The 22,871-nt window shown below is 55.5% G+C and carries 20 protein-coding genes and 3 pseudogenes; 6 read left to right on the top strand and 17 right to left on the bottom strand.

Annotation, left to right across the window (positions count from 1 at the left end; all coding sequences use genetic code 11):
• Window positions 1-10 precede the first annotated feature (10 nt).
• Window positions 11-910, top strand: a complete 900-nt coding sequence (locus C481_RS03265; protein ID WP_206537171.1) for a hypothetical protein — start codon at window positions 11-13, stop codon at window positions 908-910.
• Between the two features lie 194 nt (window positions 911-1,104).
• On the opposite strand, the gene C481_RS03260 is transcribed toward C481_RS03265, so the two are convergent.
• Complete coding sequence (locus C481_RS03260) at window positions 1,105-2,316, bottom strand: outer membrane protein assembly factor BamB family protein (RefSeq protein WP_206537170.1); 1,212 nt, start codon at window positions 2,314-2,316, stop codon at window positions 1,105-1,107.
• A gap of 247 nt (window positions 2,317-2,563) precedes the next feature.
• Here C481_RS03260 and C481_RS03255 point away from each other — a divergent pair, with 247 nt between their 5' ends.
• Both C481_RS03255 and C481_RS03250 read left to right on the top strand, forming a co-directional pair.
• Entirely contained in the window at window positions 2,564-2,833 is a 270-nt protein-coding gene (locus C481_RS03255; protein ID WP_006107507.1) for a hypothetical protein, read from the top strand.
• Entirely contained in the window at window positions 2,830-3,357 is a 528-nt protein-coding gene (locus tag C481_RS03250) for a DUF6884 domain-containing protein (RefSeq protein ID WP_006107505.1), read from the top strand. The genes C481_RS03255 and C481_RS03250 overlap by 4 nt, the downstream gene beginning before the upstream one ends.
• A gap of 134 nt (window positions 3,358-3,491) precedes the next feature.
• Here the strand turns inward: C481_RS03250 and C481_RS03245 are convergent, their stop codons facing one another.
• The 7 genes and pseudogenes from C481_RS03245 to C481_RS03215 all read right to left on the bottom strand — a co-directional run bounded on the left by C481_RS03245 (window position 3,492) and on the right by C481_RS03215 (window position 11,125).
• Window positions 3,492-4,112, bottom strand: coding sequence for a histidine phosphatase family protein (locus tag C481_RS03245; RefSeq protein WP_083860880.1), 621 nt, complete (start codon window positions 4,110-4,112; stop codon window positions 3,492-3,494).
• A gap of 306 nt (window positions 4,113-4,418) precedes the next feature.
• Window positions 4,419-4,788: pseudogene (locus C481_RS03240) on the bottom strand (transposase); the annotation flags it as partial.
• Between the two features lie 112 nt (window positions 4,789-4,900).
• On the bottom strand, window positions 4,901-5,188 hold the full coding sequence (locus tag C481_RS03235) for a putative quinol monooxygenase (RefSeq protein WP_006107501.1): 288 nt from the start codon (window positions 5,186-5,188) through the stop codon (window positions 4,901-4,903).
• 589 nt (window positions 5,189-5,777) lie between these two features.
• Window positions 5,778-7,050: pseudogene (locus C481_RS23155) on the bottom strand (transposase); the annotation flags it as partial.
• A 75-nt stretch (window positions 7,051-7,125) separates the two neighbouring features.
• Window positions 7,126-8,412 carry an MFS transporter gene (locus C481_RS03225; protein WP_006107499.1) on the bottom strand — a complete coding sequence of 429 codons (1,287 nt, stop codon included), beginning with the start codon at window positions 8,410-8,412 and terminating at the stop codon, window positions 7,126-7,128.
• Between the two features lie 90 nt (window positions 8,413-8,502).
• Entirely contained in the window at window positions 8,503-9,378 is an 876-nt protein-coding gene (locus tag C481_RS03220) for an ArsR/SmtB family transcription factor (RefSeq protein ID WP_006107498.1), read from the bottom strand.
• Window positions 9,379-10,065: 687 nt separating this feature from the next.
• Window positions 10,066-11,125 (bottom strand): annotated as a pseudogene (locus C481_RS03215) (complex I subunit 1/NuoH family protein).
• A 537-nt stretch (window positions 11,126-11,662) separates the two neighbouring features.
• On the opposite strand from C481_RS03215, the gene C481_RS03210 reads away from it, so the two are divergent.
• Complete coding sequence (locus C481_RS03210; RefSeq protein WP_006107496.1) at window positions 11,663-12,781, top strand: tyrosine-type recombinase/integrase; 1,119 nt, start codon at window positions 11,663-11,665, stop codon at window positions 12,779-12,781.
• 909 nt (window positions 12,782-13,690) lie between these two features.
• On the opposite strand, the gene C481_RS03200 is transcribed toward C481_RS03210, so the two are convergent.
• Window positions 13,691-14,893: an MFS transporter gene (locus tag C481_RS03200; protein WP_006107494.1), complete on the bottom strand. Its 1,203-nt coding sequence runs from the start codon at window positions 14,891-14,893 to the stop codon at window positions 13,691-13,693.
• A gap of 207 nt (window positions 14,894-15,100) precedes the next feature.
• Between C481_RS03200 and C481_RS03195 the strand changes: the two genes are divergently transcribed.
• A complete protein-coding gene (locus C481_RS03195) occupies window positions 15,101-15,991 on the top strand; it encodes a winged helix-turn-helix domain-containing protein (protein WP_006107493.1) in 891 nt (296 codons plus the stop codon).
• A gap of 87 nt (window positions 15,992-16,078) precedes the next feature.
• Here the strand turns inward: C481_RS03195 and C481_RS03190 are convergent, their stop codons facing one another.
• The 5 genes from C481_RS03190 to C481_RS03160 all read right to left on the bottom strand — a co-directional run bounded on the left by C481_RS03190 (window position 16,079) and on the right by C481_RS03160 (window position 19,293).
• Window positions 16,079-16,330, bottom strand: a complete 252-nt coding sequence (locus tag C481_RS03190) for a hypothetical protein (protein WP_006107492.1) — start codon at window positions 16,328-16,330, stop codon at window positions 16,079-16,081.
• 41 nt (window positions 16,331-16,371) lie between these two features.
• The gene (locus C481_RS22555) at window positions 16,372-17,160 is read right to left on the bottom strand and encodes a hypothetical protein (protein WP_006107490.1); all 789 of its coding nucleotides are present in this window, start codon (window positions 17,158-17,160) and stop codon (window positions 16,372-16,374) included.
• A 477-nt stretch (window positions 17,161-17,637) separates the two neighbouring features.
• On the bottom strand, window positions 17,638-17,889 hold the full coding sequence (locus C481_RS03175) for a hypothetical protein (RefSeq protein ID WP_006107487.1): 252 nt from the start codon (window positions 17,887-17,889) through the stop codon (window positions 17,638-17,640).
• Window positions 17,890-17,968: 79 nt separating this feature from the next.
• Window positions 17,969-18,358 (bottom strand): hypothetical protein, encoded by a 390-nt coding sequence (locus C481_RS03170; RefSeq protein ID WP_152422142.1) that lies wholly within the window; start codon window positions 18,356-18,358, stop codon window positions 17,969-17,971.
• A 248-nt stretch (window positions 18,359-18,606) separates the two neighbouring features.
• The gene (locus C481_RS03160) at window positions 18,607-19,293 is read right to left on the bottom strand and encodes a haloacid dehalogenase type II (RefSeq protein WP_006107484.1); all 687 of its coding nucleotides are present in this window, start codon (window positions 19,291-19,293) and stop codon (window positions 18,607-18,609) included.
• A 145-nt stretch (window positions 19,294-19,438) separates the two neighbouring features.
• On the opposite strand from C481_RS03160, the gene C481_RS03155 reads away from it, so the two are divergent.
• The gene (locus C481_RS03155; RefSeq protein WP_083860879.1) at window positions 19,439-20,107 is read left to right on the top strand and encodes a CPBP family intramembrane glutamic endopeptidase; all 669 of its coding nucleotides are present in this window, start codon (window positions 19,439-19,441) and stop codon (window positions 20,105-20,107) included.
• Window positions 20,108-20,402: 295 nt separating this feature from the next.
• Here the strand turns inward: C481_RS03155 and C481_RS03150 are convergent, their stop codons facing one another.
• The 3 genes from C481_RS03150 to C481_RS03140 form a co-directional block, all read right to left on the bottom strand.
• Window positions 20,403-21,458, bottom strand: a complete 1,056-nt coding sequence (locus tag C481_RS03150; RefSeq protein ID WP_006107481.1) for an NAD(P)/FAD-dependent oxidoreductase — start codon at window positions 21,456-21,458, stop codon at window positions 20,403-20,405.
• Entirely contained in the window at window positions 21,455-21,814 is a 360-nt protein-coding gene (trxA, locus tag C481_RS03145; protein ID WP_006107479.1) for a thioredoxin, read from the bottom strand. Before trxA ends, C481_RS03150 begins: the two co-directional genes overlap by 4 nt.
• A 261-nt stretch (window positions 21,815-22,075) precedes the next feature.
• Complete coding sequence (locus C481_RS03140) at window positions 22,076-22,342, bottom strand: hypothetical protein (protein ID WP_006107478.1); 267 nt, start codon at window positions 22,340-22,342, stop codon at window positions 22,076-22,078.
• Window positions 22,343-22,871 lie beyond the last annotated feature (529 nt).

The following is a 22,871-nucleotide window of genomic DNA, read 5'->3' as shown; positions in this document are numbered from 1 at the left end:
TAGCATTGTAATGCAGCGACGAAAGTTCCTGAAACTTGCGGGTGTATCGAGTGCACTGTCGGCAATCCCAGTCACCAGTGGTGCTGAATCAGACGACCTTGAGAAATTCAAACAGATTGTTAAGAAGTCATCCAAAATCCGAGCTAATGAAGGCAAGGACGGCATGAAGCAATGGTTAGAGAATCAGCCCGTGGATGCCGGCTTCAGTAATCACAAACTCCCGGTTTCGCTCGGGCCGAAGGCAGAAAATGTCGGGACAGAGCAAATCAAGGAAGACTCCATCATTATCGACATTGGGTTATATAACTCATATTATACTCCGTACGTCTCTGCCACGCTCGACTTCAACTACAACCTCGAGCTCGACGCCTGGACGGCCCCGTACGGCTGTGGCACCGAAAAGGTTAGCTACGGCGACAACCCCAAGGACGCCGCCGCGATGACCTGGAACACCGACTTTTACGAAGCCATTAGTATCGACCGGTTCGATGCAACCCACGCCACCGAGTACGTTGAAACCTCCACACCGTTCGAAACCGGCCAGGGAGGCTATAACACTGGGAAGATCGGGTTCAGAATCAACGACTACCAAGCCAGTGCCGACTGGATCGACATCGACGCACTCGATGTCTTCTGCGAGACAGACGAGACACAAGTATATGCAGGCCAAGCAGCGGTCTTTCTGGAACAAACCGGTGACTACGACCCAAGCGAACGCTTCGTGAGAGGCGGCTATAACCACGCCTACGACGCAGGAGAGCCGAACGTTGGCGCGTCCCTCTCGATTCCTGCGGGCGCTGGTGTCACGTTCTCGGGCGCGAATGAGAATATCAAAGAACAACCAATTATTGAAGACCGGAACGGTGACGATATCGTGGTAAAGGGGGACGAAACAGAATCCGGCCCCTGAGAACCGACCGTCGACCCGAGCGGGTCAACATTGCCGCTACTTTTCCTGCGTCGAAACGCTAAGAGGCTTTCTTCACCGACCGGACGACGTGCACCATGTGCTCTCTACAGACACCGGTGTGTCTGTAACGCGCGTCGTGGAAGCAGGGGCCCCACCCACGACTGTGAGATGTCAAGCGAGCGGCAGGTGGGGTATCACCGTAGTGGATACCGTTCCAGAAGAACTCCGTCGGTTGTAGGCTGCCGTGTGAGCACGCCACCGGAATCTGGCGTGATCCACGTAACTCGCCAGTCAGTTCCGCGCGAGTCAATGCGTTCTCCGGTCTCAGCGTCGACAGCGGTCAACGTCATCCCCGGGGCTGTGAACACCGTATTGCCTGCGATGACCGGCGGGCACGTACTCAGTGACTGATCTGCGTGCCACTGTTGCTCACCGGATGCAGGATCGATCCCGAGCAGTCCCTTGCTGGTCGATGCGACAGCGATGGTCTCGCTGATTGCAGGTGCCCACACAGGTGGCTTGCTTACTCGCCATTGAATCTGGCCATCCGCGGGGCTCACGGCGACGATTGCATCGTTCGTTGAGGTGATGACGGTGGTATCACCAGCAATCACAGGGGGGAACACTGTCTTCTCCATCGAGCGCGTCCAACGGACGTCACCTGCGGCGCGGTCAAGTTTGACGAGTGTGTCTCGGTGTCCGATGTAGACTCCGTCTGGACCGATTACTGGTCGGAGATACGAGAGGGTTTTTCGCCAGTCAAATGCTTGGTCGAAGGTCTGGCGCCACGTGGTGGTTCCATCTGCTGTGAGGCGGTACGCTTCGCGGTCTGATTGGACGTAGATGTCATCAGCGACGGCAACCGAAGCGAGGTAGTTCCCGTCGAGCGTGTGTTCCCACACTCGTTGCTTGGTTTCGCGGTCGAGAGCGTACAGTGTTGGTGCTTGCAGGTCGATATCCGAGTCGAAGCCTTCTCCATAGGTGTCTCTTGGGACTAGGATGTGGGTGTCGGTTACTGCTGGGGCGGCGGCCATGCCGCCAGGGAGTGAGTGTGAGAACGCAATCGTGCCATCGGCTTTGTCGAATCCGATGAGTTTCGATTGGGTGCTCACGAGGGCATGGTTTTTGGTCATGACGATAGGGCTAACGAACTGTGAAGCGATGGGTTTGTTCCAGGAGATATCGTCTATTTTAGATCCTCTAATGGCGTCGAGTCGGGATGTGTTCTGCGCGTTCTTACCGGCCATTCTCCAGCTTGTGGGGGCGAGTTTTTGCAAGTCATCTGGACTTGATCTCCAAGATGAGATGCAGCCACTGAGTCCGACAGCTGTAGCGGTCAGTATGGCACGCCTTCTAAGCTTGTTTGTGCCGAGGATAGAGGTAATAATTCTAATAATTCTTTCCAACTGTATATATTTTATGGGCTCTGGGAACTCGACATGCTGCGTTTGATTTCACTATGTTTCGGCGTGCTTGATATTGGGAACGATTCATTTCATGACGAGTTCACGAAATTCTCAGTATTATGTTCACGCTCACACGGCGTCGCCGTGCGTATTAGTCGACTAAAAGACGGTCTCACAAATCGATCCGAAACCACAGACTGATTCGCAGACTAACGACAATCAGCACTCTGCGTTTAATGGAATCGTTGTGAACAAAGACCCGCTGACGCTGTCGGATGGCACAGACGAGATTGTGCTCCCCGACGCCGAGATAGAGACCGCCTTAGGCCACCGTGTCTCGATATCCGGCGGAATCCTCGTTGACAAGGATGCGCTCGACAACGACCGCGACCGTTCGGCGACCGGCCGCTCGCCGGCCACCGATCACGACCGAATCCCGTATCGCGAACGTGGCGACGGCCAGCCAGTGACAGCGTGGCGCTTTGCGCCGGAATCCAAGCGAGGAACTCGTCAATGAGTCGCCCGTCAGTCCTCACGGTCGTCTCGTGTGGCGAGACCAAGATTGACCTCGATCCCGGCGAGTCCGTTCCGGCGCGGGAACTGTATGATTCGTCGGTCCACACCTGCAAGGACCGCTACGGCCGACATTCGGACGGATACTATATCATGTCCGCCGAGTACGGGCTTGTCCACAGCCAGACTGAACTCGCGTACTACGACCGCACGCTCGACGAGATGAGCGACCTGCAGGTTCGAGCGTGGGGCCGGCGTGTCGCACTCACGCTTCAAGAGGTCGCCCTCGAGTTCGACGCCGTCGTTCTCATCGGCAGCGAGACCTACGTCGGTGCACTCAAACCTCACTTCGACCGGATTCCGGCCACCGTGCTGACGCCGTGGCAGACGTCCGACTACGTGACCGGCGTCGGTCGCGGGATGGCGTGGTGCAATGACGAACTGAACTGGCCCGAGAACGTCTCACCGGTCGGCGATATCGGAGAAATCGTCTCTGCTGGCATAGCATCTATCGATAGACCTGTCTAGAAGACAGGTATATAGCCAAATAATCGGTCGGACCCGACCTTTCTGAACTGCAACTCAGTGGGTATGAATCCGATCTAAATCGTACTCTCACTCATCAGTGGATATGAATCCGATCTAAATCGTACTCTCACTCATCAGTGGTGTTCAGTATCGTTTTCGCGGATTACCTCTGTCTCACCCGTCTCAGGGTTGTAATGGAACTCGTTGATTGAGCAGTTTGCCTGCGATTGTTCCATGATCGCCTCTGCAATTTCGATTTCTTTGACGTGTCCGAGAATCAAACGGATGGGGCCGCCGTGGGCGACGATGAGGACTGTCTCATCCGAGTCACAGTCGCTCAGTAGATCTTCCCATCGCTCGACGACGCGCTCGCGGACTTCGATGAGGCTTTCGCCGCTATCTGGTTTTTCATAGGCAGCTTCGGGACCGACCTCCCAGAGCCCGTACTCCGGGAACCGCTCGAACATCTCGTCGGCGGGAAGACCTTGATACGCACCGATGTCGTGCTCGCGCCATGCCGACTCGAACGTGACTGGTGCATCGATGTACTCAAGCAGCAGTTCTGTCATCTCTTTTGTCCGATAGAGATCCGACGACAGAATTCGATCAATATCGTAGTTATCGTGGAGTACCTCACCGACTTGATTGGCCTGCTCTTGTCCCAATTCGGTGAGTGGAGCAGGTGCCCAGCCCTGCATCAGCTCTTTACGATTCCATGTCGTTTCGCCATGTCTGACTGCGACTATGGTTGTCATTTATAGGCGTAAACTGAGCGATGACAAGAGGGTTCTTATCCAGATCAGCTGATCAATCCAACCGATTATTCAATACGTGCCTGACTTCAGGCCTGCCCAGAAGTTGAGACTGGCGTTCTCAATGCATAGAGAATCGGATCGACAGCATCCGATCAATTCTTATCACCATGGCCTTACTCACCTGTTTGTTCCTGTCGCACTCGTAACCACACTGGCTCACTCGGACGGCACGTGAGCGCAGGGTCGGCGACAACTTTGTTTCAGAGGTTGCTTCAAATCGCACTGATCGAAGCAGTGTCGCAAGCGTGAGCCGTATACTTCGTCGATCTCGACCGGGCTGACGAGGTGAAGCGCTCGATGTGCTGGTGGATCGTTTTGTACTGGCTATCGATTTCGAACTGAAACTGGTGGAGACTCGTGTTAAACCGGAGGAATGTGCAGATCGAGAACAACCACTTTCTGAGTGCGGTCTTCGAATGAGCGAAGATCGTGCCGGTCTTGTCGTTGAACGTGCGGTCGAAATTCTTGCAGAGATAGCGCTGAAAGTGGCCATAGCTGCCGTTTTGACCGAATGGTCAGAATGGCAGCGAGGGCATGTAACTCCGTTTCGCTAGCGGACCTGCTGAAACAGGTTCGCTGCGACCGATACCGACCCAAACACATCTAGCGGAATCATGCCTACCGGATACCGCTGGCGCGGTGTCCTTGCTTTCTTTGATTCCACAATAACAACTGGATATCATCAACAATCTCCTACAAAAGAACGTTTTCCCATACTCTACTGTACGCTAAAGCGGCGGCCCGGATTCGCTGACCTGATATTTTTGAACCTCGACTCGTTCTGGATCGAACTGGGATTCCGGCGGATTTGCCACTTTCCGCCACTCATCTAGATGCTCTTCTGATTCCCAGGCCTCGTATATGTTATAGCGGTTTTCCTCCAGTGGATCAGCCGCAATAACGAGATCCAGACAGCCAGGTTGTTTTCGTGCCCGCGCTACCATCTCTTGATGCTGCGCGACCCATTCATCACGCACCTTCGTATCTACATACACTTTTCCTGAAATGATAATCATGGTAATTTACTCTCTTGATTTCGACTTTCAGCAATTGGCGGTGTTTAGTATTCAGCTCGTTATGGTGAGGCAATTACAGAGTCAACTGCCAGTTTCCTATGCACATCCATCCAAACGAACCGATGGGAGATGAACCTTTAGCGCACAATGAAAGTAGACGATAACGGACGCTGTATCCCTACCATGAGCGGCGAGGATTTACGCTCTGGGCTACTGTAAATAATACGGAACAGCTGAATTTCATTGCAGTCATGCCCGAACTCTGGTGAATTTTAACTTATCCGATTACAGCCCTCGATTTGTTCGAATTGACAAAGGGACAAATTACTGACGAAGGAACAATCGAACATGATTGTGAATATGCTACCCTTGCAAAACCAGCCGATAAACCCTATGAACCACTGATGTCGTCTAGGTAGCTGATTTATGCACGGATCAGGCGTTCGTTCCGACCATTTTCTCATTGTGATAAACAGTCGCTGATCAATCTCGGATGAATATCCCGGAATCGGGTCGTCAAGACAGGAAATAAACACCCGCTGAACAGTGCCGCCGCTCACGAACCGGCGGTCGCGGAGGTGGCCGAGCGTCAATTAGGCGGGTCGAGACTGTAGAATTGCTTGGCGACGGTTAGGAACTGGTTCGCATCGACGCGCGGTGCGTACGACGTGCTCTCGCCGTCGATAGCGAGTTTTACCAGCAGATCGACCAGCCGCCAGACGTTATACAGCACGCACGCGAACGCGAAGTTGAAGAACCGATAGTCTCGTTCGGTCGAGGTGGTTCGCACCATGAAGTGCTTTTGCTTCTTGAAGCCGTTCTCAATCCCCCAACGGTGGCGATACCAGCGAATAAGCCGCTCGATCATGTGGACAAACGCCCTCCCGTCCATCTGCTGATCGTCGGCGTCGCGGGCGGTCACGTATGGATGGTTCGTCTCGAACACCACTGTTTCGGAGGTGTCCACCTCTCCCTCCTGTGCTTTCTGTTTCCGCTCTTCGACTTCCTCTTCGCGCTGGAAGTCCGCGAGCAGCCGCGAGAACGACATCCGCTCGCTCGGTTCACCTTCCATGTCTTCGAATTCCCACTCCCCGTACATCTCCTTCTACACTGCTGAGAGACTGCCGTCTTCGTCATCGTCGTCCGAATGCGACCGTTTTGGGAGGTAGATCTGCTTGCGTGTCGGCGTCCCGTCGTCGGATTCCGTTCCTGTGACATGGTACCGTTTGCCGTTACGGTACATCCACGTGATGGTGTCTGCTTCGTCGCTATTGGCGAAGATGCGCGTAGGATTCAGATAGTGAACGTCGTACTCCTCGCAGGTATCCTTGACCGGATCGCTATCGAACTCCCGATCCATCATCACGAGGTCGATGTCGACCATCTCGGTCGCCTGCGACAGGAGCTACTCAACGATCTCGTCTTTCAACTGACCGCGCACGCGCGGGATGGCACGAGCACGAGCGGGACGTCCATCCCGACTAACTTGAGTACGGCCCACTGGTAATACTCGTTGCCGTCCTTGTACCCGAGGATATCATCCTCGAGGTCCTCCACATCGCCGGTGAACGGGAAACCCTTGGTCACGTCGATGGCCGCCATGACTGACCCGCGAGCTCGCCGTTCTGGCGGGCGCGAGCGATCAGCATTCGTGTGGTATTCCGAAGCATCGAGCGGATCTCCGAGACGGAGAGCTTGCCGATCTGGTAGCGGTGAGTCGATCCCGTCGGGATGCGCTCCCGTGAGGTGTCGAGCGAGAACGACGCTGGGCCGCTGCGAGCATACACGTCCTCGCGCATCCCTATGTAGGCATGCTGTTCCCAGAAGGCGTTCTCGTGAATCTGCCAGTTCTGTCCGCGGTCGGTTTTTCAGCAACTCCGATAGCCAACGAATACTGGCTATCACCAATGAGACCAATGGGCTGAACAGTCTTTTCGCTATTTGGCGGTCAGCGTCGAGACCTCACTTATCTCCGGGAGCCGTCGGAGGCTCGGGACCGCGAACACGTAGAGCGCCAGTAGAGCGAATGAAGCTCCGGCGGCCCACAGCACGAGCGTTGCCGAGGTCGCCCCGGCGACCGCACCTCCAACAAGCGCACCGACCGGCGTCATCGCCGCCGATGCACTCCCGAGGACCGCCGTCACGCGACCCAGCAGGCCATCGGGAACCAGTGCCTGCACCAGCGAGATGACAAGGACGTTCGTCACACCGGCGGGGACGAGCGCGAGCGCGAACAGGAGCGCGCTCGCGGGGAGCCAATTGACGGCGACGGCTCCGACCCACAGCATCGCACTGCCAGCCATTCCGAGAGCGACCACGCGGCCGAACGGAAACCGCCTGACCGCGCTGCCAACGAGCGCACCGATCAACATTCCTGTCCCGATGGCGGCGGTCAGCAGACCGTAGGCACTCGCCCCTCCCAGCACGTCAGCGTAGGCCGGGAGAACCGCCATCACACCACCAATTGAAAAATTGACAACAGCTGCGCCGACGAGGAGTTTCGCCACGATGGTTCCGCGCAGGAACTCGATACCCTCCTGAAGGTCCGCGAGGTATGATGCTGGCGAATCGTTCGCTGCTGTGGGTCGGCCTCCGTCGGCGGCCGTTTCCGACGCCGTGGCCGTTTGCTTGGTTTCGTCGTTGTCTGTGCCGGCGGCAGGGATAGAGAGTGTGGCGAACAGGAGCGTTGCAATACCGAATGTGAGCGAGTTCACGAGAAACAACGTGACTGCACCGAGCGCGGCGACCAGCAGACCGCCAACAGCGTTGAATGCTGCGTCAGCCCCCTGATAGGCCAGCGCGAACAACGAGTTGCCCTCGACGAGTTCCTCGCGTTCGACGATTCGCGGGAGCGCCGCCGATTCAGCGGGATACACCGGCTGGTTGAGCAGCGAGAGCAACGGCATCACGGTCAGGACCACCCAGACGGAGAGCGCGTCGAGCGCGGCCGCGATGGGAATGACGAGCACGAGTATGCCCTGTGCGAGTTGGGTTCCGACAAGTACCCGCCGGAGTGGGGTCCGGTCTACCAATGGTCCGAAGAGGAACTGTATGGCTGAAGGAGCCGTCGTCAGAAAGCCAGCAACGCCGGTGAAGGCCGCCGAACCGGTCAACTGATAAACGAGCCACATCGCCGCGATGTAGTATAGGCTGTCACCAGCGTTCGTCACCAGTCGCCCGCAGAACAGCCGCATGAACGAGCCGTTTCTGAGGAGTTCGCGCATACTCCCAACAGAGTGCGTCGGGGATTAAATATAATCAGAACAACATTTCTGTTCAGTGCGGAACAGAAGGTATTTTCTGTCGTTGAGGTATCACTCGCGTTCGATGGCGAGTACGTCGAGATTCCTATCGGCAGTGAGCGTCAATCGGTCGTTGTCGGCGGTATAGGTAACACTCGTTCGGAGCGGTTCCTCGTGAAGAATTCGGGCGCTGTCCCCGTCGACGGCAATGAACCGCCAGAGCGGGGTTTCGCGCACGTCGATATTGTGATGGTGGTAGAACGCAATTACGTCGGAGTGATTGAGGAACGCAGTTCCAAGGTCGGAGTTGGTGGTTTCTCCGCATCGTTCGCATTCGTACTGGGCCATTGGAATTCGAGATAGGTCTTCGGCGTCGGACGGCGGCGCTTCGACCGTGACCTGCGGGGAAACTCGCCCCTCACAGGTCATACAGAACCCGGTTCTAGCCTGCTGGACGAGATTCCGGGCATACCGTTCGGTTACGTCGGGGAGCGTCTCATGGTCGTACCCAGCGAATACTCCCGGCGGAACGGGGAGCTGTATCTGAACCTGTTCGCAATCGTCGCAGTCGATGATGGCCTGCTCGTCCTCGTACTGGAAGGTCAATGGGCAGTCACAGTACGGACATGACTGGTCCATCGGTACTGATTTTGTTGAGCCAGTCTGTGTATAGGCTCCTGATAGGAGCGCGCCGATGACACGAGTCCCGGCCAATTGCAGTTGATAGCCGTCGTCAATTCTGCTGATGAACCGGCCGCGTAACTTCGAGAGATGGTAGTTGAAGCGGCCGGAGTCGTCCATTGCGACGGCTGCGCGCAACTCTGAGAATGTCGCTGTGTGGTCTTCGGCTTCCCAGAGCGCTCGCAGAACCGCGATACGGGTCGGGTCCGAGAGAGCGGCGAACGCTTTTTCGGGTGGAACTTCCTCCTTGACCAGAGACTCACTCATGGCTAGGTGTAGATGCAAAACGGAAAAACACTGTCGGCGTCATCGGTACTCAACCGCCGAAGTAGTACTATGCAGTACCGCCAGTATTTCAAAAGGAGGTGGTTCTGAAACACGTTCCAAAATCCCTGTTCTTTGTATACTCTACCCGTACGTTCCAAAACATGCCCACCACCGCCATCTATGCACAGGTTTTGACCGACCAGCAGGACGCTACTCGGCAGGTTGAGGACTGCCAGCGTATCGCCGAGCTCCGTGATGCAACTATCAGTCTCTACTGAGGCCGGCTAGATCGATTTGTCATGCACGGCTTCCTATGAAATCTACACTGTAGATATAGATTCAGCATATGCTGTGCATGAGAAAACTACCTGCCTGACTACAGTTACGTAGTGATCTGTGCATGATAAACCGACCTAGCCGACCTCTGACAGTTTCGGAGGATGGAGGTCTGATGCGTGCCTACCGGCAATTTAGGTGAGGCGTTGTTCGAGTGGAGAATCGAAGGACATGGGCCTATTCAAGATTGAATCAGTGAAATGAAGGCACGCATCACCCCATCAAACTCCGAACTTGTGGGCTACTGTGCAAGATGGAAGTTGCGACTGGTGTACTCAATACATAGACTCATAGGCTATTTCTTGCTAATGCATCATGAGGGACGTCAGATTTGAGCATCCGACGCTAACACTACACGCCTAGTATTCCCATGAGGAGTGCCGTGGAAGCAGGTTCACGAAAGAAAGGACGAGCATGCCTTTCCAGCCGATTTCGATGAGTTGGTCGATTCGGACGCGCGGTATTGCCGACCGTGCCCACTGCGTGAACAAGAAAACGCCCCATATTTTGATGAGGAACCAAACGAACCCTGGCAGCCACGGTCCGTTCGGCCCCCAAGAAACAGTATTGCGATGATTGCGCCGCCGAGGAATATGTGGAGAAACTCGCTCCCGTAGAGAAAGACAAAGTAGACGCTCGAGTATTCGGTCTGATAGCCGGCAACGACCTCCTGTGGTGCTTCCGGGGTGTCGAACGGATTTCGTCCGATCTCTGCAAGGTTCGCCGCCACAAAGAGTGCGAAGGCGAACGGATTCACAAAGGCGAACCAGGATGGAATGTGGACGCCCAATACGTCCGTGAACGTTCGACTTTGGAATGCGACGACTTCGCTTACGCGAAGTGTTCCCGTGAATAGGACGACCGACGCCGCCGTGACCACGAGCGGAATTTCGTACGCGATATTCTGTGCGACTGCGCGCAACCCACCGAGGAACGAATACTTGTTGTTCGACGAGTAACCAGCGATGACCAGCGCGAGACTCGCTAGTGACGAGATGGCGAAGAGAAACACGACGCCGGTCTCGGGATCAGCGAGCTGTATTGTAACGCCAGCGACAGTCTCCATCGGAACGACGGCGAAGCCGACGCACGCCGAGAAGAACAGGAGGATAGGAGCAAAATCCCAGGCGGAACGGTCCACGCCATCTGGGATAATGAGTTCCTTCGAAATCAGTCGGACGATGTCCGCGACGATGACGAACAGTCCAAACGGACCAACTCTATTCACGGCGATTCGATCCGCAAAGGCTGCATTCACTTTTCGTTTCGCCCACGGGCCAGTAATCGCCATGTGGATCAAGCAGAATATTCCGATGAAGATGGCTCCGAGGAGTGATGCGGTGAGTTGTTCTAAGATGGTTACATTCGGACCGAAACCTAGCAGCTCCGCAATTGCCTCGACGAGTCTCATTGGTTACCTCTCCTCATTTGAAGGCGATGAGCGCACTGCCGGTGATTCCCGGATACTTATGGGCTTTGTTCTTTCTTGTGTCGTTTACAGAATTACTTGGGCAAAACACCTGTGACGCTCATAGCGAGGTATTTGTGGGTCAGTCTGAGTCGCTTACAGAGGGATGAATTCCCCCTAAATCGCGCATTCTAGGACTTCTGTACCTACTGTAGTCTCATCTTCCAAGCCTGCCCATTCCATACATCGGCATACAGTTTATAGGTGCGTGTATTGTGGTTAGATGCTCTATAACTGCCGTCTGTCGCCGATAGAGACAGTATCGGAGTTACATGGCTAAAAGCTAATTTAACCAAGTAAGTTTAGGAGGGTGGACGCTGTACCCCACAGTGAAGATCATGGATTCAGGAAATTCGAGGCCTACAACTGATTCTCGCGATCGCCACCCCACGGATACGACCCTGTCTCTTATACACATCTCTGACGGGCTGNAACCAAGTAAGTTTAGGAGGGTGGACGCTGTACCCCACAGTGAAGATCATGGATTCAGGAAATTCGAGGCCTACAACTGATTCTCGCGATCGCCACCCCACGGATACGACCATCCAACAGTCGGTCGACCGCTACCTGAACTCGCTGGACTCGGGCGGCAGTCGCGCGAGTATGCGACCGGCGCTGAACGAGTTCAGTTCGTTCTGCCACGAGGAAGGAATCGACAGCGTCGCTGAACTCGACTCGGGTGACTGCCGCGAGTACGGGCTTCGACTTCGTGAACGCACGATCGACGGCGACCTTGCGGGCTCGACGGCGAATACGTACTTCCGGTACGTGCGGGCGTTCCTGTCGTTCTGTGTTCGCGATGAGCAACTCGACACGAATCCCGCAGACACCGAACGTGCCGAGGAGTTCCTTCCCGAAGATCGACCGACGAGAGACACGCAGTTCTGGACGCCCGAGCAACGCAAGCAACTCCTTTCGTACGCAGACGAGCGCGTGCGGATGGCTCGTGAGGAAACTATCGACGTGCCGCTCAAGCGTGCCTACCGCGACCGAACCATCGTCGTATTGCTCGCGGAACTCGGCGTTCGCGGGGCCGAACTCTTTCGCGACAGAAACGACGACGATCGCCACGGCCTTCGATGGGGTGACGTCGATCTCGACAATCGGACACTCGAGGTGTACGGCAAATCTCGAGCGTACGAGGCCGTCGGGCTCACCGACCGGGCTCACAACGCACTCTCGCGCCTACAGCGTGTTCACGAGCCGCCGACCGATGACTGGCCAGTGTTCCCGACCGGGCATACGGCGAGCAAGTACCAGGCTGTCGAGGACGCCACGGAGGAGCGTCCTGAACCTGGCAGCGACATAAATTTGATCCTACGTGAGCAGGCGATTGCGCCGCCGTCGATCACGAAAGAGGCCGGCCGGCAGATCCTCAAGATGCTAACCAGTGAGGCCGGGATTGAACTCGAGGGCGACCAGGAATATCTGAAACCCCACGGAGCGCGACGGGCGCTCGGTGCGGAGTTGTATGAACAGGGTCACTCTGAACTCGCACAGGCGGCGCTGCGGCACAAGTCAATCGAGACGACCCACGAGGCCTATAGCGATATTCAGGCCGCTGACGTTGCCGAGTCGATCGATGAGGTGCGAGAGTAACGATGGGCTCGAGAACTACCTATACCTGCACTTGCTCGACGTGCGGGTATCACCGCGAGTTCCTCGAAAAATCGAAGGCTAAACGAGCCCGAAACTATCACAAGTACGAAAAAAGCAGACATACGGTCAACGTGGGCTTAAGTGTGGTACAGAGCGCAAGTACATTCAAGAAACTGCAGTACTGGACATATGAGTGCTCGTACGAGTTCGAACGGAACTACACATGGTGGATGTGGTTCTACCAGTTCCTCTGAATCTAATTTGTAATATTGGCCAAATTACCAACTTACCTTCGGGCTGATATTCCATACATTATTCCGGTTGAAAATAGAAGATAGATATATTCCAGAAACTGATTCTAGGNGTAATATTGGCCAAATTACCAACTTACCTTCGGGCTGATATTCCATACATTATTCCGGTTGAAAATAGAAGATAGATATATTCCAGAAACTGATTCTAGGCGGTATTCTGGATCGTCAGAAGTGGGGTGATGGGTATTTAGTTCGCAATAGAGCGTATTATAGTTTTGAAGGGTCTCAATCGATGTCTTTGCTTCTTTGAGCCACCTGTTGATCTCCTTGATAATGAACGCCCGCAGCAGTCGCGCTATTGGATACGGACCTGAATAGGGTGCGGACGAATCGTGAGCGGCGAACGTAAGATTGCCTATCGGGAGACGACAAATCACCGTCTCGATATCAGCGTAGTCCGTAGCGCACTCGTACTGCGACTGCATTATTGTCGTGACATCCGCGACCAATTCGTCGAAACACTATCTTTTCGAACCGGTTCGATCCCGAAAAATCGGGGCTGACTGTGAAGATTTGAAGTCAAGTAGGCAGATTTTTGTCCATGGTCATCAAATATGGTCGGATTATATATTTTGCTGAATTTGTTATAATATATCTAATCTGCTCCAGATGAACGAAAAGGATCCATAACAGATCCTGACTGGAAGGGGTCCGCGAGTAACCGTATCACCACTACGGCTACGACAGCGACTAGTCCAAGAGCGGCTAATGCCGTCATTGGAGTGGTCGCATCAGCGAGTGCCCCTCCGGTCGACCGTGCCAGTACAAAGATGAGCGCTTGCACCATCGAAACACCGCTGAGTGCGGTCGCTCGCCCTTGTGAATCGAGTCGGTTGTTCAGATACGTGCTCCTGAGGGTGTCGCTCACGGTGTTGGCACTGCGGGCAATGAAAAACACGGGGACTGCAGCCACGGGAAGCAGACTTGCGAGTAGAAGAACTCCTGCGAGTCCTGCTGTTCCAAGCGTGAACCAGCCGCCGATACTGAATCGGTCTGCAATTGGATCGGCAAGGGATGAACCTACTGCGGCGGCGATCATCAACCCTGCGTACAATGGTCCGAGAAGTGACGGAGTGAACCCAACTGATAGTGCAACTGGTTGTACGAACACTTCGATAGTCTCTGGCACAGCCAGAACCACTGCCGATAAAACGACAAAGATCCTGATGCGACTCGTCGTGAGGACTGTCGTGAAGGCCGCAGCAGCCTCTCGTAGCGAAAAATCCTTTTTCGAAGTGTTAGCGTCCGGTTCGGGAAGTGTTAGAACAAGTAGACCACCAAGAGCAGTCATCACTCCAGCTGCAGCGAACGGAAGGATAGACCAGTATTCGTAAAGCAGCCCACCGCTCAGTGCAGTGACTGCTGCGGCTATATAGAACATCGATGTACTTCGGCCTCGTACCGCTGTATACCTCGATGTCGCGTCGGCATCGACGAGCATGTCGTAGAGCCATGCATCGGTACTTCCTGAACGAAAGGTCGCGGCTACCCCCCAGAATGACCAGCACAGGATAAACCCGATGAGCGAATCAGCCATGGCAAATCCGATATGGGTTATCGAGACGAGTCCGGCCCCGAGAGCCAAACTGTTCCGTCGTCCGACTCGATCACCGATATATCCAGTTGGAATTTCACCGAGTAGTGTCCCGAGAAAAAACGTTCCCGCGGCAAGGCCGACACCTGCGAGGTCTAATCCCTGTGCGAGCGCGTGAACCGTGAGAATTGGGTACACGAACCCCTCCGAGGTCAACAGCCGGTAGGCGTAGAACCGCCGAAGGAGTGAATTGATAGAACTCATCTAATCACCCTCGTATTCGGATAATCCGATATTGCAATGTGCGTGATAGCAATCGCCTGCTAGTATGAATTCCTCTCATTGAACGACAGATACTGATACTTTTGGGCAGGGGTTAAGATCTCGTAGAAGACCATTTCAATTGGTGAAGTGACAGGATACGAAATTGATACCGACGGACTTTGGCGGACGCACACATAGGTCATATCAATGACTGATACATCCTCGGAGGTGGAACTCACTGAAATCCGTGATGCGTTTCAGCTACTCGCTAACGAGACACGATTATCAATACTCTATGCACTCTGGACGCGGCCAACGTGGGAAGCGACGTTCACGGAACTGAAAACCGCCGTTGGAATGCGCGACAGCGGCCAGTTTCAGTATCACCTCAATCAGCTCATGGGAACGTTCATTCAGCGAACGGATGAGGGATACACCCACCTCGCTGGAGGCATTGCGCTCTACCGGACTGTGCTTGGTACGCTTGGCGGGCCGGACGATATTCCGCAGCTCGTACTCGAAACTCCCTGTCTACTATGTCACGGTTCGCTTGTGTTATCATACGAAAACCAGGTGTTCTACGCCCGATGTGAATCGTGTGGTGAGACTGTGCTGAGTTCACCGTTCTTTCCAGCAGGAGTTGCAAACAGAACGGATCAAGAACTCCTAATGGCCTTCGATACGTGGTCCCGTCGATTGATTGACCTGCTTCAGAGCGGTGTCTGTCCGTGGTGTGCAAGTACAATCTCACACGATTTCGAACGGTCAGGGGATTCAGAGGAGGTCCTTATTACGCATCAGTGTACCCGGTGTGAGGGGTTTCTTACGACTCATATCGGAGAGGTCTTTCTCAGCGACCCAGCTGTGATTTCGTTTTTCTATCTACTTGGTCGTGATGTCACTACTGCCCCGTATTGGAGCTTCGAGTTTTGTACCGACAGCGATGATGTGACAGTGCTGTCAGAGGATCCGTGGATGGTCGAACAGGCGATTCGATACGAAGGTGAAACTATTCGCCTCAAACTCGATGAGACAATGGATACGACTGTCGCCGATTGTTCAATCGACTCACTGAGTAACTCAAGCGCATGGCTATAAAGATAAATTCCGAGACAATTCGTGCATAAGAGATCAATTGCCCAACTTTAGACAGTGAGGTCACCAAAATCTGGCTTCGACATTGGATTAGGCCTCGTTCCACTCACGAACTTCTGCGAGTGCGGTCTCGAGTTTCTGCTGGTTGAACGGGTTCGATTCGGCGTCGATCGCAGCCTTGAGTTGACCAACGCTCATGAGCCGTGCCCGTCGTTTGAAACACCGGGCACAGAGATACCGCCCTTCGAGGGTCCCGATCGGGTTGGTCTGGCAGCCCGATGTGTTGCACACCTTCGAACGGACGGTACCCGCGAAGGTCTCGAGAAAATCGGTGCTTGTCATGTCTTGTGAGTCGAAATCATGATACCTAGTCGTTTCGCCGACTATTCCGACGCTCGATACCGGTCAATTCGGGCTTTGTTCTCGGCGTACGACCGGCCCGAATCATAGATCGGGTTATCCGGAAGCGCCGCCTCACCCTCAGGAACCGTCGCGACGGGGAGTTCAGTCTCCGCAAGGAGATCCTGAACCATCGATTCCCACGTGCCAAGTGGCGACTCATCGTCCATCAGTCCGCGTAGGCGCTCGAATACGTCCGCGACCTCCGCATAGGCGGCATTGAAGTCCTCAATCCACGCTTCAAGGTCATCGAGTTCATCGTCGACGCCGGCCTCGCAAAGCCGATCTTCGATTCGGGCCTGGACATCGTCTTCCCACTGCTCGCTGCGGCGGGCGTTCTTGCGAGGGAGATCCGGGTCGGTGTACCGTTCGAGAGCATCGCGAACGATGCGGCGGAACTCATCAGGGTGTTGCTCGAGCGCGTTCAACTCGGTCGCGCCGGCCCCGTGTTCCTGCTCCCACTCGGTGATACGACGATTGTACGCAACGCCGCCGGTTCCTGTCGCTGAACTCTCTTCGATGGGTTTTCGCGGGAGGTCCAGGTTTTCGATTTGATCGGTCGTCACAGCCAGCCGTTCGATCACGACGTGTTGTTCGAGGTCGCCACGTTGATGCAACCAGGCGAGTTTCCCCGCCATGTTCGCCGGCATATCGTAGCCTTTCACGTCGAAATCGGCCAGATACAGAATCACCGCGGGTTTGCCGGCGTCGTCGATCCGCTGTGCCAGCTCGTTCGCGACGGTCAACGAGAGGTCGCCCTCGCCCTCTACCACAACGTTACAGCCGTACTCGGCGGCCAACCCGCCCCGGCCGCGAATGTAATCGGGAAGCGTCTTCTCGGACCACAGTTCGATGTGATACGGCGACTTTCGGGCCTTGTCTCCCGGTGTGGGTTTCTACCGCATCGCGACCCTGATACGCACGACTCATCCAATACGTCTAATTCGACCAATGCGTCTAATGCGTCTAATACGCAAGAGTCAGATGAGGTTCCTGTCCGAGAGAGGGAGACAAAGCTGCTATACCTCGAGGAGCATCTCAAGAAGGAATTGGAGTTGGGCTTCGGTGATCTCAATCAGCGATACAGACGAGAGCGAGACGAAGAACTCCAGGAGAACAAAGACTGGTGGCCAGTACTCCCCCAGATTGGCTATGAGGCCATCGGTGATCCTCGTGACCTTGACCTATATGAATTTGAGCGAGCGAGAGAAGGGAAGTATAAGGCTCGAGAAGATCAGGAGAGTTCGTAGCTATTCGTATAGGCGGCCGATGGCGTATACCCCTACTGACGCTGCGGTCAGATAGATAGCTTGGTAGAACGGTCCTTCAAGCGAAGTTTCTGGGTAGAGCAGCTGGTCGGCCACTCCCATCAGCCAGATCAACCACACAAAGCCGAGAACCGTAGCTGCTACGAGCTGGAATAGGGCAATCGCGTAACCGACGTTCTCTGCTAATTTTCCATCAAGACACCTGAATTTCATGCTCGCCCCACCAGTTGTCATACTCGTCTAATAGAGAAGAACAGGTATAAACATTGTCGTGTCCTCGGTGAACTGAAGATAAGAAGGATCTCCGTATCGATTACGCGACAGCCTCGGCCTTCGCCCCGTCGACCTTCTCCTTCTCCTCGTCAGTGAGGTCCTCGAACCAAATACTTACGTTCGCCTCGGAATTTCCCCCAACGTCAAACTCCTTGATGCGTTCCTTGAACGGCACACCCTCTCCATCGAAGAGATTTGCCCGGACCTTCACGGACCCGGCCTCGTCCGGTGCCTCCTCCTGGAGCGTGACAAATACGCCCACCTTGCCTTCCTTGTGAGCGACTCGAGTGTCGCTCACCGACATGATCGGTGAGTTTGGAGAACTCGACGAGTTTGGATCTGACGCGGACGGGTCCAAATTGGTACATCCTGCGAAGGTTCCCATCCCGATGGCGGCCGCGCCGATCACCTGTCTCCTGTTGTGGGTCATGATCGTACCACCACTTCCGGAGACCAAGTCGCTGTATGAATCATCATTCAAGTCATCCATATCTCGTTTCTAACTTATAGATTTTGCCCTAAAACACATCGAGACCACGGTTAAAAAACTGACAGCAAATAATGCTCGCGCACGAAACCGCGGAAACCAATGTGGTCGTCAGTCGGCTGCGAACTGCAGGACAGATATCGGCGTCGGCAGAGTTGGCGGACGAATAGACCGACCAGACGGTATCAGCGTTACTCTTGCTCCAGTTCGTCGGCAAGGTCGTGGAAACTTTCAATCGTGAAATCCGGGTTCGTCTCATACGGTCCCCAGAGCGTGTCCTGCCGGTTGATCCAGATGCCCTGCATACCGGCGTTGATCGCGCTCGGAACGTCCCACCAGCCCGCGGCCACGAACGCGATTTCCTCAGCTGGTGTTCCGATCCGGTCGGCAGCGTGGCGGTACAGCGCCGGTTCCGGTTTGAACTGTTCGATCTCGTCGGCGCTGATCGTCTCTTCGAGTAGGCCCTCGAGGTCTGCCTGGTCGACCAACGACTCGAGCATCTCCTCGTTGCCGTTCGAAACGATGTAACAATCGTAGCCCGCGTCCTGCAACCGCTCTATACCACCGTAAACGTCGTCGAACACCGGCAGTTCGTGATACGTCGAGAGGAGTTTCTCGCGCTCGTCTTCGTCGATGTCAACGCCGGTCGTTTCGAGCGCGTACTGTAGTGCGTGACGGTTCAGCTCGTAGAACGAGTCGTACTCCTCGATGGCGTTGCTAACCATCGCATACGACAGCGAGCGCTCTCGCCAGAGTTTCGAGACGAGTTCAGGGTTGTCGACGTGCGCCGAAAGCGGCTCCGCGACGGCGGTGACGTCCACGATCGTCCCATAGGAGTCGAACGCGACTGCGTCAACGGTATCGGGATCGAACGGCATCACGTTGGTATCCGCTTCGAATGCGGAAATAGCTACACCCGACAGAGATATCATCTAGACGCGATAATGTTCAAATATAATGAATAACGCTCGACAAGCAGACGAATTGAGCGGATCTCCCCCACAAACTGGTTGGCGTAGTAGGGTGCGTGCGCTTGTAATCGGTCTTGGATTGATCGTCGCCGCCCTCCTGATCGGAACGGCTCTTTCGATCCCTCTATTTGCGCTGGGTGGGACCAGTCTCGCTGCGCTCACCGCAGCAATCATTCTATCGGAAGCGGGCTACGCCATCGCCGGATGGCTCTACCTCCGACGATGGGTCAGTGAGTCGGTGCCGATAACGCTGCCGACACCGCGACAGGGAGTGTGGGTGATCGCCAGCACACTTCTTATGCTCGGGATTGCAACCGGAGTTAGTGCACTCGGCACCGTGTTCGACGTTCAGCTCGGCCGTTTGGATCAGGATCTCATAGCGGGCAATCCGACGGTGGTGCTCGTGATGGCAGCACTGTCGTTCGTACTCATCGCGCCAGCGGAGGAGTACCTGTTCCGCGGTGTGATTCAGCAACGATTGATGCGGAGTATGCGACCCAGTGCTGCCATCGTTGCCACTTCATTTCTATTCGTTATTCCCCACGCCATCGGCTATCTCGGCGGTGCAGAGGGTGTGCTCCTTCTCAGCACCGTCCCGTTCTCGCTCGCGATTGTAATGGGCGTTCTCTACGAACGAGTCAATAACCTGTCCGTCCCGATTCTTGCTCACGCCTGCTACAACGCGACCCTGTTTCTCACAGCGTACGTTACTGGGTTTTGAGACAAATCTAATCCCGAGTCCGACGCGGAGAACGATGTCTTTGAGGCTCGCGCACCCACGGTTGACGAACTCTTCTCATCCCCGACCGAAACCGAACCGGCATGGACCCAGCGGTATCTCCGCTGGTAGGTCGCCTCCACTATGTTCTCCCGCAGCCACTCGCTGTCGACCATCTACTAGTCGTCGGTTTCGTCGGAATCTGTCTCCGGTGACCGAAACGAGACGACGATCCGATCTGCCCGGCCCTTGGCGGTCGACGGATCGATCGCGTTCACGTCTCGTCCAACTGTTCCCATCAGTCGTTGGCCTTCGCTACGCTCGAGTCAGGGACTTCTACTGACGCAGGTGCGCCGGACTCGAGCCAGTCTTCGACGTCCAGCGCGGCCATGCTGCCCATACCGGCAGCGGTGACAGCTTGCTGGTAGTGGGGGTCCATCACGTCCCCCGCAGCGAAGACGCCGTCGACCGCGGTCGCCGTCGTTGCCCACGCGTCGGTGTTGGCAGTCCACACGTAGCCGTTGTCGTCGAGTTCGACCGGCGTATCCCGCAGGAACGTGGTGTTCGGCGTGTGGCCGATCGCGTAGAAGACACCGCCGACGTTGACGGTTTCGCGGTCGACGTCGCCGCCAGTCGCAACCTTCTCCTTAGGATAACCGTTCGAGTGTGAGACGAGCGTCGCTCCCGCGATGCCGTCTTCCTGCGAGCCGTGGATCGCCTCGAGTTCCGTATTCCAACGGAACTCGATGTCCTCGTGATCGCGAGCCCGATCGACCATGATCTCGGAGGCACGGAGTTCGTCGCGGCGGTGCACCACCGTGACGTTGTCGGCGAACTTCGCAAGGAAGAGCGCCTCCTCCATCGCGCTGTCGCCGCCTCCGATGACGAGAACGTCGTCGCCGCGGTGGAACGCGCCGTCGCAGGTCGCACACGTCGAGAGTCCGTAGCCCATCAACTCGTCCTCACCCTCGGCGCCGACCCACCGAGCGCTGGCGCCGCTCGCGACGATCAACGAGTGCGTTCGCAGGATACTGCCGTCCGACAGTTCGAATTCGAACGGACGCTTCTCGAGCATTGCGTCCTCGACGGTACCGCGCGTGAACTCGGCGCCGAACGCCGTCGCCTGTTCCTTCCCGTTCTGAATCAGCTCCATCCCGCCGATTCCCTCGGGGAAGCCAAGGTAGTTCTCGATCTCCGTCGTCAGCGTCAACTGACCGCCGGGTTCGGGACCTTCGAACACCAGGGGTTCGAGGTCGGCCCGCGCGGTGTAGACGGCCGCCGAGAGGCCGGCGACGCCGGTGCCGATGATCACTACGTTACGAACGGCCGTTGTCGTGTCGGGTGGCCTGTTCATTCAGTGTATCCCTCGATCAGACTTCGGAGTCGGTCTTCCGGCAGCGCACCGGTCTGCTGTTCGACCTGCTCGCCGTCGGCGAAGAGGGCGAGCGTCGGGACGCCGCGGACACCGAACGAACCCGCGAGCTGCTGGCGTTCGTCGACGTCGACCTTCGCGATCACGGCTTCGGTCGTGTTCGCTAACTGCTCAAGGATCGGATTGAGCATCTGACAGGGACCACACCAGTCGGCGTAGAAGTCCACGAGAACAATGTCGTTCTCGGTCGTGACCTTCTCGAGGTGACTGCTGCTGTCAATGTAAACCGGTTCATCGCTAGACTGTGCCGAAACGTCATCGCGTGCATCAGTTGCCATCGCCGCTACGTACGGACCCAGGATGTTTAAAAATTTTGTGTGATACATACAATACTGTTGCGGCTCTAATCGTGAACAGGATACTAGCCCGAATCGATGGATGCAGCTAATATCAAATTCAGGAGAGTATTAAGGTAGAAGAGACCGTGTTCGATGCCACGTATCCGAAGCCGCTCAAAAACAGTTTTGCACATATCGATACAAACCGCTATTCGACAGGGTCAACCGACTACGCCGAAGCAGTTGCGTCGAAGCGCGCCCTCATGCTGTCACTCTGTAGTCCTCAGCTAGTTCCTGAAAGTCCTTCCACTCGGGAAGCCGAGACGTCCGCTGCTCACCGCTCGTGTCGAGATACGTGAGCGGGTCCTCGACGAGAGTGTCGATGTCATACTTCACGGCCTGGTCATGCAGCTCATCACGGTCGACGTCGACGTGGCCGAGCAAGAGCAGGCAATACGATTGGGTCCGCGCTTCCGAATCGATCACGAGCGTGTGACAGCACAGCGTCGCTGGCAAGAGTTCGCTCATCGATTCTGAATAGAGGGAGACGATCGCGGGCCAGAAGGGGTAGGTCGTAGGTCTAGAACTGCTCTGACCCCGCTGGAATGAAATTATCGTCAGTGATCTCGGTAGCCGTCTGTACGAGGAATTCTCCTGGTGACCGAGTCGGCCGCACCCTGTCTGAGTCCACTAGGAGGTGTCGTCAACGCATTCATACACGTGCAGCTGCTCTACGTGTGAATATCTCCGTCCAATAATATCGTTTAATCGTACTCCGACGCCCGATACCGATCAATTCGGGAACCATTTGCGTGTGCGGCGGAGAAATAACGATCAACGTGGTAAACGCGGTTTGTGCGTCTGTGTCGGCGTTGTCCGATTCGGGCTCGCTTGAACTATCGACGGTTACTCCTGATCGGTTCGACTCGGCCAGCCGTCACACTCCTGTGCGTCCAGTTGGTCGTCGGTCATGGCGACCCATCGTATCTCGTTCCAGCTTAATCGATAGTGGCAGGTGTCCGGCTCGAGTTGCTCCCAGTAGATGGTCTGCATTGAC

It is taken from the genome of Natrialba asiatica DSM 12278, assembly GCF_000337555.1.
GTDB lineage: Archaea > Halobacteriota > Halobacteria > Halobacteriales > Natrialbaceae > Natrialba > Natrialba asiatica.
The sequence above is the reverse complement of the archived record's forward strand: the minus strand, read 5'-3'. Positions and strand labels throughout refer to the sequence as shown.